A 16,393-nucleotide genomic window follows, 5' to 3' on the forward strand; every position below is an offset into this window, starting at 1 on the left:
AGAAATCGCGTGAAAAAACAAATAATCTGCAGTTTTTCTCTGTTTTCCATCTATTTTTCGTAATTTTGTTACGATGAAAAAGGCAATAATAGTAGGAGCTTCATCGGGTATTGGCCGTGAAGTGGCATGCCGTCTTATCCGTGATGGATGGCAAGTGGGGCTTATGGCGCGTAGAGAACAGCCTCTTGTCTCTCTTCGCGAAATGGCTGATGACCGTGTTGACTATGCGCTGTGCGATGTCACCATGCCTGATGCGCCTGACCGTCTTTTGACACTTATAGACCGCCTTGGTGGTGTCGACCTGTACTTCCATGCGGCTGGTATCGGCTCGCAGAACCTTGATTTGGAGTCGCAGATAGAGATGAATACCGTCAATACCAATGCGGTGGGATTTTGCCGGCTTGTCAATGTTGTCTTTCAGTATATGAAAACGCATGGGGGAGGGCATATTGCCGTTATCTCTTCGATAGCTGGTGTGAAAGGACTTGCTCCGGCGCCTTCCTACAGTGCGACCAAAGCCTTTCAGAATACCTATATCCAGGCTTTGGAGCAGTTGGCTTATTCCCAGCGACTCCCCATTCGGTTTACTGACATCCGTCCTGGTTTTGTTGACACTGCGCTCATTGCCGGTTCTGGCTTTCACATGAAGATGAAGCCTGAAGTGGTGGCCCGCCACATCGTCCGCAGCATATACCGTCGGCGCCATGTGGTGGTTATCGATTGGCGTTATCGCCTTTTGGTGTTCTTCTGGCGCCTTGTGCCCAATTGCCTTTGGCGGCATCTTCCGCTTGGGCATCGTTATTAGGGTGTGGGCGAGGAGCGTAATATCCATGAAAATAAAGAATAACAAGATAATCTAACAAAACAATGAAAAGAGTTTATTTATTCATTCTCATCGCTTTATGTGCGATAATGGTCAAGGCTCAATCTACGAGCCGTTCGTTTGTAGTGCCGGTGAGCGAGGATGGCAAGGCCACCCTCAGTTGTTTCCTTCCTTCTGCAGAGAAGGCCACCGGTCGTGCCGTGGTAGTCTGCCCTGGTGGAGCTTACTGGATAGTCGCTATGCAGCATGAAGGTACCGACTGGGCAGAGTATTTCAATCAGCAGGGAATAGCCTGCTTTGTGTTGAAGTATCGTTTGCCACATGGTAACCGTCAGCTTCCTATCGGCGATGCTATGGCTGCCATGAAGATGGTGCGCGATAGTGCTGATGTATGGCATGTCAATCCCTATGATGTCGGAATCATGGGCTCTTCGGCTGGAGGACATCTTGCTTCGACTATCTCTACCCATGCCGATTTCGCCCATCGTCCCAATTTCTCCATCCTTTTCTATCCCGTCATCTCGATGGACGAGAAGAAAGGTCATGCCGGTTCGGCTAAAAACCTGTTGGGAAAGGAATGGCATAATCCAGAGCTCGTCAAGGAATTCAGCAATCAGCTCCATGTGCAGCGTCATCTTACCCCGCCCGCCATTCTCTTGTTGGCCAATGACGATGTGAGCGTTCCTCCTGTGACCAATGCCGTGGCTTATTATTCTGCCATGCGTTCCAAGGGTGGCAAATGCGCGCTTTATATTTATCCCTCTGGTGGACATGGGTTTGGATTTAATTCCAAGTTCAAGTATCACGATGAGATGCTTGGCAATCTTACCTCATGGCTCAACCAGTTGCCCAGTCATCGCCGCGATGCCGTCCGTGTAGCTTGTATCGGTAATAGTATCACCGACGGTTCGGGTATTGATATGCGCTCTCAGTTTGGCTATCCTGCCCAAATGCAGAATTTGCTTGGCGAAGGCTATCATGTGGAGAATTATGGCGTCGGCGCCCGTACCATGCTCAACAAGGGTGACCATCCTTATATGAAGGAGCAGGCATGGCGTGAGGCTCTTGATTTCAATCCCAATATTGCCATCATTAAGTTGGGTACCAATGATTCCAAAGCCCATAACTGGCAATATGGAAAGGAGTTTGCCCATGATATGCAGCAGATGATAGACAGCCTGAAGCGTCTGCCTTCTTCTCCTAAGATTTATCTGATGCTTCCCTTGGTTGCTTCCAACAAGATAGTCAATCCGAATGACATCAATAATACGGTGATTGAAAACGAGATTATCCCCATTATCCGCAAGTTGGCCAAGAAGAACAAGTGTGAGATTATAGACATTCGCGAGCGTATGACTTCCAAACCGGAGTTTATGTTGAGCGATGGTGTACATCCGTCAGCCAAAGGTGCGGCCGAGATGGCTAAAGCTATAGCCGAGATTATCAAATAGGCACGTACTGGACAACAAAGAGAAAAGGAGACATTCACCACATTCGGCGAATGTCTCCTTTTCTCTTTGTATATTTTGCGTTATGGCTATTATCATGGATACAGCCATACTCCGCGTTTTATAGTTGGGTGTCGATAAAGTGTCTCAACTCATCTCCTCTCAGTCCTTGGGCCAGAATCTCGCCTTTGCTGTTGACGATGATTGTGTGTGGAATACTTTCAATGTTATACATTCTTGCCAGAGTGTCATCCCATTGTCTGAGGTCCGAGTATTGCGGCCATGGCAATTGCAGCTGTTCGATGCCTTCCGTCCATTTCTTGTATTCGCCGTCAAGCGAGATGCCGACAAATCCCAGCCCCTTGTCCTTATAGTCGTTGTATATCTCTATCAGGTTGGGCGCCTCCATACGGCAAGGACCACACCAGGATGCCCAGAAGTCTATTACGGTAAGTTTGTTCTTGCTTATCTCGTCATAGAGGTTGGCGGTGTTGCGCTGCAGGTCATAGAGTTGTACGTTGGCTATCGTGTCTTTCGCTACACTGCTTTCGACAGGGGCCTTAGACGCATTGGAGTGACAACCGCCCATAAACAAGACGGTTGCCACTCCAATAAGTAGTGTCTTATAAGTTATCTTCATTATAACAGATACTGTGAAGAGATGCTTTCGTTTTCAACCACACGACGTATGGTCTCTGCAAACATATCAGCTACAGACAGCTGCTTTACCTTGGAGCAGCGGTTGGTGTAGGGGATAGAGTCTGTAAATACAATCTCTTCCAGTTCGGACTGCTGTACGCGGTCGCTGGCGGGGCCGCTCATTACGCAGTGTGAAGCACAGGCTCTCACGCTGGCTGCGCCGGCTTCCTTCATGATGTTGGCAGCCTTGGTAATGGTACCTGCGGTGTCAACCATATCGTCAACGATGATGACATTCTTGTCTTTCACATCACCGATAATCTGCATGCTTTCTACCACATTGGCTCTTGCGCGGGTCTTGTTGCACAGCACCAGTGGACAGCCCAGATATTTGGCATACGAGTTGGCGCGCTTTGAGCCACCTACGTCGGGAGAGGCGATAACCATGTCCTTGAGTTTCAAGCTCTGCAGGTAGGGGAGGATGACGCCAGATGCGTAGAGGTGGTCTACGGGTACGTCGAAGAATCCCTGAATCTGGTCGGCGTGCAAATCCATTGTAATGACGCGGTCTACACCGGCACAACTCAGAAGGTCGGCCACAAGTTTGGCACCAATGCTTACGCGTGGCTTGTCTTTGCGGTCCTGACGTGCCCATCCGAAGTAGGGAATTACCGCATTGATGTGTCTTGCCGATGCGCGCTTGGCTGCGTCTATCATCAACAACAACTCCATCAGATTGTCAGAGTTGGGGAATGTACTCTGCACCAGGAATACATCACGACCACGGATAGACTCTTCGTACGATACAGCAAACTCACCGTCAGAGAATTTGGTAATGATAAGGTTACCCAACTGGCAATTCAGACTTGCGCAGATTTTTTCTGCAAGGTATCTCGTGTTTGTTCCCGAGAACACCAAAAAAGAGTTTTTCTCACTCATTTTTATGCGTTATTTTAATTATACAAGTGGTTTTTATCAGTTCGTTGCTTTGCGTAAACGCTGAAAGTGACCAATCAGCTCTTTGAAATCAATCTGGTTGTGTATGTCAAATCTGTTCCACAGGTCTCCGCATATCACTACACCACCGAAACCTAAGGCTTTGGCAATGCGAATCCTTTCCAGACTCATTCCTCCCAAGGCATATACTTTCTTGTCTATCAACCCGGCTTTGGCCGCATCCTCCAATTGATTAAGATTGAAGTTGGATTTCTCTTCCGGGAATTCCATACAGTCGAAGACATTCTTCAGAAAGACGTAGTTGCTTTCCTTCTTTATCTGTCGCAACATGCTCAAGTCTGAACATGTGCGCCCCAGCTGACCCTTGAAACCTTTGGGGGCAATGTCGGCAGGGTTGTCTATATGTATACCGCCCAGGCGGTACTCATTATTCAAATAATAATGCTCGTGGACGGTTATCTTCTTATAAAAATCTTTAGGGAGTAATGTGAGCAGACGCTCAGAATACATGGGCGATGAACCTGGCTTGAAAAGGTGCAAATTGTCCATACCTTCATCAAAGAGGCTGGCTAGTATTTTGTCTTCTTCCACAAAAAAAGTGGACTTGGTCATTATGACTAGTTTCATCTACATTCGTTTTTACGATGCAAATGTATGAAAAAACCATTAAATCTGCAATTATAATCAAATAAAAAATTAACTTTGTACCAAAATATAGACTTAGGTTAAGACAGTGATGAAGGTAAATAGACTGACATATGGCGAAATCCATCGCCCAATGTATATTCTGGAGGAAGAGAGACTGCGTAGAAATCTGGCGCTGATACAGCGTGTGGCTTCCGAAGCCGACGTGGAGATTATATTGGCGTTCAAAGCCTACGCTCTGTGGAAGACTTTCCCTATATTCCGTGAATATATCTCTTCGACTACAGCCAGTTCTTTGGGCGAAGCTATGCTGGCTTTTCATGAGTTCGGAGCGCGCGCGCATACTTATTCGCCTGCATATACCGATTATGAAATTGATGATATCGCCCGTTGCTCCAGCCATCTTACCTTCAATTCTCTTTCTCAGTACTCCCGTTATCATGAGCGGGTCAGGGAGATAGACTCTACCATCCAGCTGGGACTTCGTGTCAACCCCGAGTATTCCGAGGTGGGTACTGCCCTCTATAATCCTTGTGCGCCAGGCACCCGGTTTGGTGTTATGGCCGACGCACTTCCTGCCACTCTTCCGTCCGATATCCGTGGCTTCCATTGTCATTGCCATTGTGAGAGCGGACCTGATGTCTTTGAGCGCACCTTGGTGCATATCGAGGAGAAATTCGCCAAGTGGTTCCCGCAGATTGAGTGGATTAACTTCGGTGGTGGCCATCTTATGACCCGCGCTGACTATGATGTCGACAGGCTTATACGTTTGCTTCAAGGCTTCCATGCCCGCTATCCCCATCTTCATGTCATACTTGAGCCGGGTAGCGCTTTCGGTTGGCAGACAGGACCATTGGTGTCACAAGTGGTAGATGTGGTTGAGAATAAGGGCATTCGTACAGCTATTGTCAATGTCAGCTTTACCTGCCATATGCCCGACTGTCTCGAGATGCCTTACCAACCTGAAATACGTGGAGCTCATTCCTTGCCCATGGATGCCGACGCATCCCTTCCTCATGTTTATCGTATCGGAGGAAACAGTTGTCTGTCGGGCGATTTTATGGGAATGTGGCAGTTTGACCATGAACTGCAAGTAGGCGAGAATGTTATCTTTGAGGATATGCTGCATTATACCACAGTCAAGACCTGTATGTTCAATGGCATCAGCCATCCGTCGATAGCCCTGCTGCATACCGACAATGAATTGGAAGTGCTGCGCCAGTTCACCTACGAAGACTATCGGAATCGTATGGATTAAGTCTGCTTCCCTTTACAGTCATCTATATATAATAAGGTACAACCCTGCTCAATGTGATTTATCCATTGGGCAGGGCTATTTCTTTCCACAGAGTTGCGGGGGTGTGTAGCATATTGATAAACTCGCGTGCGGCATTCTTCGTATATCCGTTCTTCATGGTGTGGATACATCCTTCCATGTCGGCTTCGGGCAGGTCTATTGGAATGGCGCAGACGCCGCTCTCGCCGATGACGGTCGACGCCGCCAGCACGGTCACATAATTGGTCTGTTTGACGAGCTTGAACAGGAGGTTCACGTTGTTGATTTCCGATTTGATTTTGAAGGTGATGTCATTGCCTTCAATCACCTTCTCAAAAGCGTTGCGAGCCTGCAAGCCTATCGCGGGCAGCGCCAATCCATATTTCTGCAATTCTTCCAGCGTCACTTTCGACTGGCGGGCCAGTGGGTGAAACTCATTGACTATTGCCGAAGCGTGCGTATGAAACAAGACCTCGCTGTCGATGCGGTTGTCGGTCTTTAGGGGCTTGAACGCCAGGACCAGATCCAGGTCATGGTGCTGCAGTTTCTCCATAAGCACAGCCATGGAGTCATAGCATACATTGAGCTTGACATTGGGATATTTCTTCAGAAACTCAGCCATGGTCTCGGCCATGATATTGCTGAACGAGAAGGTCACTCCTACATTCAATTCGCCCACAAGCATGTGCTTGAGTTCCTGCACAAGAGTTATGCAGTTTTCGGCAGCATTGATGCTTTCTTGGGCATGGGGCATAAGCAGCCGCCCAGCCTCAGTGAGCTGCACCTCGTGGCTGTTGCGTACGAAGAGAGGTTGGTCAAATTCGCGTTCGAGATTGAGAATTTGTTGCGACAGCGTGCTTTGGGTAATAAACAGCTCCTTGGCAGCCGAAGAGAAATTCAGACTCTCGGCAAGTTTCAGAAAGTATTTGAGTTGTCTCAGTTCCATATTCTCAATGCTAATAATATGTTGCAAAATTACTCATTTTTTGCCAAACTCATCATTGATGTGCCGGTTTTTCTTATTCCCCAGGTTGCCTTTGGACTATTGCGGCTTTATCAGACGGTTTTCTACCAGGTGCTTCAGCGCTTGCTGCTTTACTTCCATGAAGGCATGTGCCATCTCCTCCCATTTGGACTGTTGTGCGGTGACGACAAACGATTCCATCTCGCTGAGCATGAGTGGGATGTGCTGTGGGTTGCGTGTCTCGATAATATTTCTGAGGGTAAGTGCCTCAAACTTGTCGTATGCCTCTATCATCCTGTCGCTGTTGTGCAGTCGTATATACAGTTTTGTCTTACACGACAGCAGACCTATATAGTTGTTGATGGCCTTGGGCGAGTTGGGGATGAGAGTCAGCACCCGTTTCAGCATATCCTCGCCCTCGTTGATTTCGGCGATGGCATCATCCACCTTTCCGCCGATAGACATCAGCAGCTCGGTCTGGCGTATACAACTTATCGCCACGTCTCTCATGTATTTCTCGTTGTCTGGATGCTCCTCGAGCAGACGCTTGTAGATGCCTTTGGCTGCGAGTTGGTATTCCTTGGCCGCAGTAGAGTCGCCCATGGCGAGTTTTGCCATTGACAGATTTTCGTAGATGCCAGCCAAGAAGTCCTGCTGTCCGATGCGGCTTTCTATCTGCGGTATAGACAGCAGCCTCGCCGACGTATCGCACACCTTGTTATAGTCCTTTTGCATCAGATAGATGGTCGTAAGATTGTAGGTACTCAGCGCCATATCGTCCACGAGTGTTCCCTCCTGCGATTGCTCAAAGAGCTGGGCAAACATCTCGTTGGCCTTGGCATAGCACTTTTCGGCTGCCTTGAAGTTATCATACAGCATCAGGAAGAGGCGACCGGTCTCGTCAATCGCAGCAGCATAGCGGCGCTTCAGTTCTGCGATGTTGGGATAGAGACAGTAGGCTTCGCACAGTGCGTATTCATGCTGCTTGTTGTGATACATCATGTTTTGTTTGTCGCCCATTTGTTCATAGTAGTAGGCCATGCAGCTGTTTGCCAACGAATAGCCCATCATGACCAACGGTGATGTTACACCTGTAGCTTGCATATGGTTTATGTCGAGGCTGAGTCTCTGCAACTCATGTAGTTCTTGCTCTTTGTCTCCACGATTTCTGTTTTCTTTCAGTTTCCATTCGGTATGGCTGCACATACGATAAAAGGCAATCTGCAGCTTGAGCGTGTCTTCTATCGACGGGTTCTTCTGGCTGTAGTAGTGGTTCAGACTCTCAGGGAAATTACGGGAGAAGCTGTCGGGCTCGTGCCCGTCTTGCTCACAGGGGATAGAGCAGTTTCCATTGAAGAGGGGATTGTCGGGATAGGCGTTGAGTAGGGTCTGCTCGTAGTCATCAGCCTGTTGGCGTAGGATGGCAGCGGCGAAATCGTCATGCTGCTCCAGCATTTCAGCATATTTCCTCAGCGGTGCAATCATAAAGTATAGATGGTACATCCATTGCGGAGCCGACAGGTAATCATCAACAAACTGTGCCCTGTTTTCCGCTTCTGGCTCGTTTACTCCTGGGATGGAGAGATATATCTCGCTCAACTCGCGCAGGTAAGTAATCATCTGCACCTGTTGCATTTCCAGCACCAGACGGTCCATCAGGTCGTTGCCCTTCGCAGCCCACCCCAGGGTATGCTCGTTGGGGTTCTTGCTTTCGATGCGTGTCTTTACCAGAATAGCCATGCCGCATATCTCGTAGTAGTCTGGATTGTCCAGCTCGTTGTAGCACTCTGACAGCAGATGGTTTGACAGATGTGCGGCATTCTCATATTGTCCCGTCTGGTAGAGCGACTCCATATAGAGAACTACCAAGGTATAGTAGTCGCGGCGTGCCTCCTGGTCCAGTTTGCCACTGTCTATCTTGGGTATAACCCATGAGGCGACCGTGGCCGCGGCGGTGTAGTGCCGGCAGCCCATGTGGGTTCTTATAATCAGGGTGGCAAGCGCTATCGTCTCCTTGGGCTTTCGCTCTGCTGCCAGTTCCATCCATGCTTTTACCACTTGTGACTTTCTGAATGTCAGGTCTGCCAGTGCATAGACGCTCTTGTCGCGCAGATGACCGCGGTCGTTGTCAAGAATGTAGTCCATTACGGCGGCAGTGGCATATTTTACCGCAAGATAGGGTATTTCGTTGCCAATGATGTTGCTGTCAATCTCGTTTTTAGAGATGTCGCCCAGATGAGTGATAAGTGCGGCGAAGTAGGGAGCGAGCTGCTCTCCGGCTTGGATGTATATCTCGCTTCTGAAATTACTGTAAGCAAAGTCTATCGTGCCGCTCTCTTCATCGATTGCCAGCAGGCTTCCCATGTGGCGTTTGAGTTCGGCAAATTTCAGGTTGTCCCATTTCTCGCCCATCAGTGCCTTCAGGTCTTGCGGGCGGATTCCGAATTCAGTGATGGCGATGAAGCGCAACACGTCCAAGACGAACTGCCTGTCTACGAATGTGGCAGCCGACTCTACGCAAGTCATGAATAGCTGCTCGGGATATATAGGCGCCTGTGCGATGATGTCTATCAGAGAGTTTTGTATCTTGAGTTCGGCATCTTCTTCCTGGCGTTTGCGCTGTTGGGCAAAGTAGTTGCCGTCGAGCAAGACCAGCTGTCTGGTCATCATCACGCTCCATAGCGGTATGCCGGCAGGCTTTACTTTCCCCTCTTGTTTGCTCAGCAGAGTTTTCATTACGGCGGGTTGCAGTTGTTTGCCTACCCGCTGCAGTCGTGTCTCGACGAGCTGTCGCGCAGTGTCCGTGCTCAACGGAGGCAATAGATAAATGTTGTCGCACAGATGCTCGAAACGAGGGGCTTGTTCGCTGTCGGCAGTACATATTATCAGTGTGTCGTCAGCGAAGAGCCGAGGGTCAAACCATTTGTGGTAGTTGTCCAGCAGGTGTATGTCGTCGATGATGAGCAGTTTGCGCCGGCTGTCAGCCGCAGTGGCTTCTTCCAGTTTGTTGGCCAGCAACCCCAATTCGTATTGGGATTCAGCGCCGAAACGTTGCGTGGCACCGGTACGCTCATCTGCCAACCAGTATTTCAGTGGCATTTCCACTTTGCCATGATTGCCTTGACGGTCGGCAAAGTAGATGTAGGGCAGAAAGCGGTCGTCCTTGCACAGCTGCCGATACCAGTGGGAGAGTAGGGCAGTCTTGCCCAGACCATAATGGCTTGTCAGCATGATGGCTTTAGCTTGGGTGGTGGCTGCCACATCGGTAAGGTTGGCGACGAAGTCTTCGCGCCCGCAGAAGTTGGCGTCATGGTGGTCCATGATGGCATCAAAGCGCGCGGCAGTCGAGTCGTATTCATTCTCGGGGTTTCCCTCTTCGCTCTCACACTCATAGAGTTCTATCTCCTGGACAATCGCTTGGGTGAGGAAGTCCACCAGTCCATCCATGCCGCACAGGCGGTTGCCGTCCCATTGACAATCATACTGGCACACATTGCGCTTGAGCTGGTGGCTCGACATGGTTTCGATGATGTGCTTCTTGAGTCTGGCCAGATGGCTTTGCGCGTTTTCGTCGTCCTGTATATATATAAATAGGTGTTCCTTGTCCATGTGCTCATATACCGCAGGGTTGCGGAAGCAGAACAGACTGCGATGCAGATTGTCACTGTCTATGAGCGAACCGAAGAGCATTTCCAGCTCTGTCACACTGCGGGCTTCGGCAGTGTCTTGGTTGATGAACTGCTTTTCATGGTCACTCATGCCGTCGATGATGCAGTCCCAACTCTCTTGCGACGGAACCCAACCGTATCTGTCGCCTAAGAGTCCTATGAAGAACGGTCTCGACTCGTTGATGCTGTCTATGCACTCGCGCAGCACATGGTTCTCGCGCTCGTTTTCGGCTATCTGCTGGGTACTTACGCCCCAGCGCAGATCGATGAAGTCAACGTGGATGTGCTTGGGAGCCAACGCTTGTGCCACTGCTGGGTATACGCGGTTCATGATGGCGTCGCGCTCGGCATCCATATCGCAGAACGTGCTGCTGATAAAGATTTTGATGTTCTTATAGTTTTGGGCCATAGTCGTGAGAGTATAGGTGGTTAAGATATATATTCGCAAATTTACGGATAATATCGCGACTTGCCAACTTTTTCCCTCTTTTTCTTTGCGGGCAGGTGGTGCGGAGCAGGCAGTGATGCCTGGGAATACTGCCATTGCGGACGCCAAAATGTGACACAATTAGGAGCAATGCTGACAAGCTACCCATAAAAATGCAGTGAATTGTTATTTTTTTTGTCATGACTGACAGGATTGGCACAGTTTTGGCAGACAAGATGGCAGATAGATAAAATAAAAAATATAAATCTCTTAAAAATATTAGATTATGAAACTTAAACCATTAGCAGACAGAGTGCTGGTTCTTCCCGCACCAGCCGAGGAAAAAGTAGGTGGAATCATTATTCCCGATACAGCTAAAGAGAAGCCACAGCGTGGCAAGGTCGTAGCCGTAGGTCAGGGCACCAAGGATGATGCCATGATACTCAAGGCAGGTGATGTGGTACTTTATGGCAAGTATGCAGGTACCGAAATTGAGTATGACGGCGAAAAGTATCTGATGATGCGCCAGAGCGACGTGCTCGCTGTTGTTGAGGAATAATTAGTATTTACCGTTTTCATTTATAACAATAAGAAAGGAAATAGAATCATGGCTAAAGATATCAAGTTCAATACAGATGCCCGTGACCTGCTCAAGCAGGGTGTTGACCAGTTGGCCAATGCAGTAAAGGTAACTCTCGGTCCTAAGGGTCGCAATGTAGTTATCGAGAAGAAGTTTGGTGCTCCCCAGATTACCAAGGACGGTGTTACCGTAGCCAAGGAGGTGGAGCTCGAGGACAAGTTCCAGAACACCGGTGCCCAGCTCGTTAAGAGCGTGGCTTCCAAGACTGGCGACGATGCTGGTGATGGTACCACTACTGCCACCATCCTTACTCAGGCTATCGTCAACGAGGGTCTGAAGAACGTTACCGCCGGTGCCAATCCTATGGATCTGAAGCGAGGTATCGACAAGGCTGTTGCCAAGGTGGTAGAGCACATCAAGGCCAATGCCGAGGTGGTTGGCGACAACTACGACAAGATTGAGCAGGTGGCTACCGTTTCTGCCAACAACGATCCTGAGATTGGCAAGCTGCTCGCCGATGCTATGCGTCAGGTCAGCAAGGACGGTGTAATCACTATCGAGGAGAGCAAGAGCCGTGACACCAATATCGGTGTCGTAGAGGGTATGCAGTTTGACCGCGGTTATCTCTCACCTTATTTCATGACAGATGCCGACAAGATGGAGTGTGTTATGGAGAATCCATATATCCTCATCTACGACAAGAAGATATCCAACCTCAAGGACTTCCTGCCTATCCTGCAGCCTGCTGCTGAGAGCGGCCGTCCATTGCTGGTTATCGCCGAGGATGTAGACTCTGAGGCTCTCACCACTCTGGTTGTCAACCGTCTGCGTGGTGGCTTGAAGATATGCGCTGTCAAGGCTCCTGGCTTTGGCGACCGTCGCAAGGCCATGCTCGAGGATATCGCTGTGCTTACTGGTGGTGTAGTCATCAGCGAAGAGAAGGGACTCAAGCTGGAGCAGGCTACTCTCGAAATGCTGGGCTCTGCCGACAAGGTTAATGTAACCAAGGACAACACTACTATTGTCAACGGTCACGGTGCCAAGGAGAACATCAAGGACCGCGTGGCTCAGATCAAGAACGAGATTGCTGCCACCAAGAGTTCTTACGACAAGGAGAAGCTGCAGGAGCGTCTGGCCAAGTTGGCTGGCGGTGTAGCAGTGCTCTATGTGGGTGCCAACTCTGAGGTTGAGATGAAGGAGAAGAAGGACCGCGTTGACGACGCACTCTGCGCTACTCGTGCAGCCATCGAGGAAGGTGTCGTTGTCGGTGGTGGTACCACTTATATCCGTGCCCAGCAGGACCTCAAGGACCTCAAGGGCGACAACGCCGATGAGCAGACTGGTATCAATATCGTATGCCGCGCCATCGAGGAGCCTCTGCGCCAGATTGTAGCCAACGCCGGTGGCGAGGGTGCTGTCGTAGTCAACAAGGTACGTGAGGGCGAGGGCGACTTCGGTTACAACGCTCGCAAGGACATCTATGAAGACCTGCGTGCTGCCGGTGTCATCGACCCTGCCAAGGTTGCTCGTGTAGCTCTTGAGAACGCTGCCTCTATCGCTGGTATGTTCCTTACCACCGAGTGCCTTATCGTCGACAAGCCCGATGAGAAGGCTCCAGTTATGCCCGCCCAGCCTGGCATGATGTAAACCAATAGATAAACGTATATATAGAAAGCGGTCAAGACCATTGTGTCTTGGCCGCTTTTTTCGTGGTTTGTGGTGGGCGTAGTCACGGGGATTTCATAGTTGGGCAATGTGCGGCTTCAGCCAGTTTCTTGCTTAGTGGCTATGCTTGGTGGCATCTCTACTCTGATGCCTTTAATCATGAATTCAAAGTGTGAGTTGTGTAATGCAAACTCTGAAACGGTGAAATCAAACCTTGAATTTGGCAATTCATGGTTCGCATTTACTTTATATGTGGTTTAGAGAGTGTTGCAAACCATTGTGTACCAATATGATGAGGCTGCGTGCTTCGCATTGCTCATAACTGCCGACACGGGTGTGACTGTATTGCGTCGGTCTGTCGCCTGCCCGTTTATTTCCCCATGCTTATCCTGTGGATGATGCGGTTGTTGGCATCGTCTATGCGTGCGGTGTCGATGGAGTCGAGGTAGATTTGGGTGGTGCGGTAGGACTGGTGGCCCATGCCCTCGCTGATGATGGCGATGGAGAAATTCATATTGCGCGCAATGCTTGCCCACGAGTGTCGCGCCACATAGGTGGTGAGCGGAATCTTGAGTCCCGCAGCCACACCGATGCTCTTCAGTGCCCTGTTGATACACTCTTCCCGGTTGCGATATTGCTTGTACTCCGTGCCGTCGGTTTGGGTGATGATGGGCAGCAGATAAGGCGTGTTGCGGGTGAGGTGGGCATATCTGTCTATGATGTCCTGCAGCGCCCGATGCCACGCGATGGTCAGGTGCTGGTTGGTTTTTCGTCGGCAGTAGCTCAGCATGCCATACTTCAGGTCTGCCTTGCGCAGGAAAGCCATATCCACAAATGACATGCCACGCATATAGAAGCTGAACATAAACATATCGCGCGCCAGTGCTTGCGCGGGCTTTCCTGATAGATCGAGCCGTTCGATGCGCCTTATCTGGCTCTCGGTGATGGCACGCTTTGTCGTCTTCACATACGACAGACGCACTTTGGCAAAGAGTTGACGGTCTTCCATCAGATGCTCGTCGATAGCCTTGCGTGTCAGCGTGTTTAGCGTGCGCAGATAAAATCTGATAGAGTTCTGCTTCAGTCCGCGATGGGTCATCCAGGCTTCGTATTGCTCCATCATTTCTTGCGTGAGTTCGGTGAACGTGAGGTCATTGTTGCCTCGGAATTCGCGAAAGCTGCGCAGAGTGTTGGCATAGGTCCTCGCGGTGCCGAAGCGCTTCATCTCCAGCTTCCTGTCTATCTGCTTCTGCATGAAGTCGAACACGGTGACACACTCCGGCAGATGCTCAAACGCCTGGAAGAGCATCTCGATGGTATAGTCCTTGGTCTCTGTTTCCATCTGTCTGATGATTCGCTTCCGTTGTTCCATCTCCCAGATTACCGACGATTGTATCAGCCGCAGCTGACAGTCTCTTTCTCGATTGCCGGTGAGCGTGATGGAGGCTGTGCGACGGTTCCATTCGCTGGCACGGATGCGGTGTCTTGTCGTAATCCATCTCACGTTGCGCTTGTGAATGACCTGGTAACACAGAGTACCCTCCTTTTCATCTTTCGATGAAGTCCTGAATTTCAATTTAATAGTTGCCATAGTTGTTAGAGTTTATAACAGGCGTCGTAAGTGTAACGCCTCACACTATAAAACGGCAGAGGTCTGCACAAAGTATTTGTCTGCCTCGGTGAATGTCTCTTCCGTCACCCGCGCGCGGTGCGTGGCGGGTGGGGGAGTATGCTCCAAGAAGCGCAGGATAAATGCGCTGGACGCAGAGATGGTCATAAATCTCGCAGAGGTAATCATAATTTTTGCAGAGTTAATCATAATTTTTGCAGAGTTAATCATAAATTTTGCAGAGGTAATCATAATTCTTGCAGAGATACCCTCTACGATTCCGTTGATGGTCATTTCTGCTTGCAAATGCGCTTTTGGGGCGTATGTATCCGATGCGGAACTTTGGCAATGTAAATCGCCCAATGGCAATGTTAAAAATAAGTTTAATACAACTCTATGAAACTTAGCCAATTGTAGGCTGCAAGCCGCTGAAGCATTAAAAATATTCAAAAAAAAGAATGGAAAATGTTTGGAGGTTTCAGAAATAGTTAGTACCTTTGCATCGCATTTGAGAACAATGCTCGGTTAAAGGAAACTTGACCCCCCAGGAAGGATGGGTGAGTGGCTGAAACCACCAGTTTGCTAAACTGACGTACGGGTTTACCGTACCGGGGGTTCGAATCCCCCTCCTTCCGCAGCAAGCGTTCTCCATGATGCGACCTTACGCTCGGTTCATCTAACGGTTAGGATACAAGATTCTCAATCTTGGCATAAGGGTTCGATTCCCTTACCGAGTACCAAAATCAGGCTGTGCCACTCAGGCAGAGCCTTTTTTCATGCTATACACTTTTGCTATTACAAAGAAAACCGACTATCATCACGATAATCGGTTTTAAAACAAACTACTTAAAAACTAATCTACTAAAACAAATTAAAGTAAATACTTTCACCATTCACATGGATCCCATATTTTTTGCAAAGATAAGGATAATTATTATAATAACAATGAAAAATGGTGGAGAAAATATAAAACATTTACATTTTTTATCGTTGTGGTGTCAAAAACGTACTTATTGCGCCGTAAAAGTTATCATTCGTAATATTGCTGTAACATAAATGTAACATCATCTTGCGTTTCGCCGACGCCCAAGACACCTTATAGAATCCTGATGGCGGTGGCAGATGTGATGACGACCAATCCTGGCGTGGCAGCGGTTGCTTGCAGAAGGGTAGGGAGCGGTCCCTCGTTTTTCGGCTCAGCTGCTTTTCTCGGTTGGTGCTGCTCGACGGCCATTGATGAAGTGTCGCCAGTCTGTACATCAAGCCCCACTTTTTTCCGATGCCTGTCTGCCCGTCTATATATAATAATGTATAGGCAGTTGCGGCAGCCATCCCCCCTGTCTGCCTGCTGTATAAAAATGCAGGAAACGAAAATATTTCTTTAGCATTTTTTCTTTAAGTGGAATAAAAGTGTTAACTTTGCCAAATGAGACTGCGCCGCTTGCGGCGTTTGTCGATACAGTTAGAGAAGACGGCAATATTTTATTGGTACGTAAGGTTATGACAATTGTGATTGTCTGGCTATATCTCAACTGGACTGATTTTTTTAATATTTATGTTATTGTGAACAAGGTCGTTGCACTATCGGCGTTATTCTCTGATGCGGGGATTGCCGACAATGATAGCGCTCGTCTGCCGCTCCACAATAGAGTAGTGAACGACACGCTTTTCATCATCAATGACATAAAATAG

The 16,393-nt window shown here is 49.0% G+C and carries 13 protein-coding genes and 2 tRNA genes; 8 read left to right on the forward strand and 7 right to left on the reverse strand.

Going from position 1 to position 16,393, the window contains the following annotated elements; translation table 11 throughout:
* Positions 1–73: 73 nt before the first annotated feature.
* Both CIK87_RS09390 and axeA1 read left to right on the forward strand, forming a co-directional pair.
* Positions 74–805 carry an SDR family oxidoreductase gene (locus CIK87_RS09390; RefSeq protein WP_094386952.1) on the forward strand — a complete coding sequence of 244 codons (732 nt, stop codon included), beginning with the start codon at positions 74–76 and terminating at the stop codon, positions 803–805.
* A gap of 62 nt (positions 806–867) precedes the next feature.
* Positions 868–2,274, forward strand: a complete 1,407-nt coding sequence (gene axeA1, locus CIK87_RS09395; RefSeq protein WP_094386953.1) for an acetylxylan esterase AxeA1 — start codon at positions 868–870, stop codon at positions 2,272–2,274.
* Between the two features lie 118 nt (positions 2,275–2,392).
* Here the strand turns inward: axeA1 and CIK87_RS09400 are convergent, their stop codons facing one another.
* Genes CIK87_RS09400 through CIK87_RS09410 form a run of 3 tightly spaced genes read right to left on the reverse strand, consistent with a single transcriptional unit; the run spans position 2,393 to position 4,494 of the window.
* The gene (locus CIK87_RS09400) at positions 2,393–2,911 is read right to left on the reverse strand and encodes a TlpA disulfide reductase family protein (protein WP_254046541.1); all 519 of its coding nucleotides are present in this window, start codon (positions 2,909–2,911) and stop codon (positions 2,393–2,395) included.
* Complete coding sequence (locus CIK87_RS09405; protein WP_022310162.1) at positions 2,911–3,849, reverse strand: ribose-phosphate pyrophosphokinase; 939 nt, start codon at positions 3,847–3,849, stop codon at positions 2,911–2,913. Before CIK87_RS09405 ends, CIK87_RS09400 begins: the two co-directional genes overlap by 1 nt.
* Before the next feature lie 36 nt (positions 3,850–3,885).
* The gene (locus tag CIK87_RS09410; protein WP_094386955.1) at positions 3,886–4,494 is read right to left on the reverse strand and encodes a thiamine phosphate pyrophosphorylase; all 609 of its coding nucleotides are present in this window, start codon (positions 4,492–4,494) and stop codon (positions 3,886–3,888) included.
* 109 nt (positions 4,495–4,603) lie between these two features.
* On the opposite strand from CIK87_RS09410, the gene nspC reads away from it, so the two are divergent.
* Positions 4,604–5,770: a carboxynorspermidine decarboxylase gene (nspC, locus tag CIK87_RS09415; RefSeq protein ID WP_094386956.1), complete on the forward strand. Its 1,167-nt coding sequence runs from the start codon at positions 4,604–4,606 to the stop codon at positions 5,768–5,770.
* Between the two features lie 58 nt (positions 5,771–5,828).
* On the opposite strand, the gene CIK87_RS09420 is transcribed toward nspC, so the two are convergent.
* Both CIK87_RS09420 and CIK87_RS09425 read right to left on the reverse strand, forming a co-directional pair.
* Positions 5,829–6,734: a LysR family transcriptional regulator gene (locus CIK87_RS09420; RefSeq protein ID WP_094386957.1), complete on the reverse strand. Its 906-nt coding sequence runs from the start codon at positions 6,732–6,734 to the stop codon at positions 5,829–5,831.
* A gap of 96 nt (positions 6,735–6,830) precedes the next feature.
* Positions 6,831–10,829: a DUF4062 domain-containing protein gene (locus CIK87_RS09425; protein ID WP_158216228.1), complete on the reverse strand. Its 3,999-nt coding sequence runs from the start codon at positions 10,827–10,829 to the stop codon at positions 6,831–6,833.
* 304 nt (positions 10,830–11,133) lie between these two features.
* Between CIK87_RS09425 and CIK87_RS09430 the strand changes: the two genes are divergently transcribed.
* Positions 11,134–11,406, forward strand: coding sequence for a co-chaperone GroES (locus CIK87_RS09430; protein WP_022310156.1), 273 nt, complete (start codon positions 11,134–11,136; stop codon positions 11,404–11,406).
* 48 nt (positions 11,407–11,454) lie between these two features.
* On the forward strand, positions 11,455–13,074 hold the full coding sequence (groL, locus tag CIK87_RS09435) for a chaperonin GroEL (RefSeq protein ID WP_094386959.1): 1,620 nt from the start codon (positions 11,455–11,457) through the stop codon (positions 13,072–13,074).
* 388 nt (positions 13,075–13,462) lie between these two features.
* Here the strand turns inward: groL and CIK87_RS09440 are convergent, their stop codons facing one another.
* Positions 13,463–14,683, reverse strand: coding sequence for a site-specific integrase (locus CIK87_RS09440; RefSeq protein ID WP_094386960.1), 1,221 nt, complete (start codon positions 14,681–14,683; stop codon positions 13,463–13,465).
* A 45-nt stretch (positions 14,684–14,728) separates the two neighbouring features.
* On the reverse strand, positions 14,729–15,151 hold the full coding sequence (locus CIK87_RS14045; RefSeq protein WP_144008167.1) for a hypothetical protein: 423 nt from the start codon (positions 15,149–15,151) through the stop codon (positions 14,729–14,731).
* A 97-nt stretch (positions 15,152–15,248) separates the two neighbouring features.
* Between CIK87_RS14045 and CIK87_RS09450 the strand changes: the two genes are divergently transcribed.
* The 3 genes from CIK87_RS09450 to CIK87_RS09460 all read left to right on the forward strand — a co-directional run bounded on the left by CIK87_RS09450 (position 15,249) and on the right by CIK87_RS09460 (position 16,393).
* Positions 15,249–15,336, forward strand: a tRNA-Ser gene (locus CIK87_RS09450).
* A 30-nt stretch (positions 15,337–15,366) separates the two neighbouring features.
* Positions 15,367–15,441, forward strand: a tRNA-Glu gene (locus CIK87_RS09455).
* 679 nt (positions 15,442–16,120) lie between these two features.
* Complete coding sequence (locus tag CIK87_RS09460; protein ID WP_094386962.1) at positions 16,121–16,393, forward strand: hypothetical protein; 273 nt, start codon at positions 16,121–16,123, stop codon at positions 16,391–16,393.

Source organism: Prevotella sp. P5-64 (assembly GCF_002251285.1).
Classification (GTDB): domain Bacteria; phylum Bacteroidota; class Bacteroidia; order Bacteroidales; family Bacteroidaceae; genus Prevotella.

Bases quoted from the DNA above. Each gene is read 5' to 3' on its own strand.
- CIK87_RS09390 (WP_094386952.1), top strand. From the start codon at position 74: ATGAAAAAGGCAATAATAGTAGGAGCTTCATCGGGTATTGGCCGTGAA.
- axeA1 (WP_094386953.1), top strand. From the start codon at position 868: ATGAAAAGAGTTTATTTATTCATTCTCATCGCTTTATGTGCGATAATG.
- CIK87_RS09400 (WP_254046541.1), bottom strand. From the start codon at position 2,911: ATGAAGATAACTTATAAGACACTACTTATTGGAGTGGCAACCGTCTTG.
- CIK87_RS09405 (WP_022310162.1), bottom strand. From the start codon at position 3,849: ATGAGTGAGAAAAACTCTTTTTTGGTGTTCTCGGGAACAAACACGAGA.
- CIK87_RS09410 (WP_094386955.1), bottom strand. From the start codon at position 4,494: ATGAAACTAGTCATAATGACCAAGTCCACTTTTTTTGTGGAAGAAGAC.
- nspC (WP_094386956.1), top strand. From the start codon at position 4,604: ATGAAGGTAAATAGACTGACATATGGCGAAATCCATCGCCCAATGTAT.
- CIK87_RS09420 (WP_094386957.1), bottom strand. From the start codon at position 6,734: ATGGAACTGAGACAACTCAAATACTTTCTGAAACTTGCCGAGAGTCTG.
- CIK87_RS09425 (WP_158216228.1), bottom strand. From the start codon at position 10,829: ATGGCCCAAAACTATAAGAACATCAAAATCTTTATCAGCAGCACGTTC.
- CIK87_RS09430 (WP_022310156.1), top strand. From the start codon at position 11,134: ATGAAACTTAAACCATTAGCAGACAGAGTGCTGGTTCTTCCCGCACCA.
- groL (WP_094386959.1), top strand. From the start codon at position 11,455: ATGGCTAAAGATATCAAGTTCAATACAGATGCCCGTGACCTGCTCAAG.
- CIK87_RS09440 (WP_094386960.1), bottom strand. From the start codon at position 14,683: ATGGCAACTATTAAATTGAAATTCAGGACTTCATCGAAAGATGAAAAG.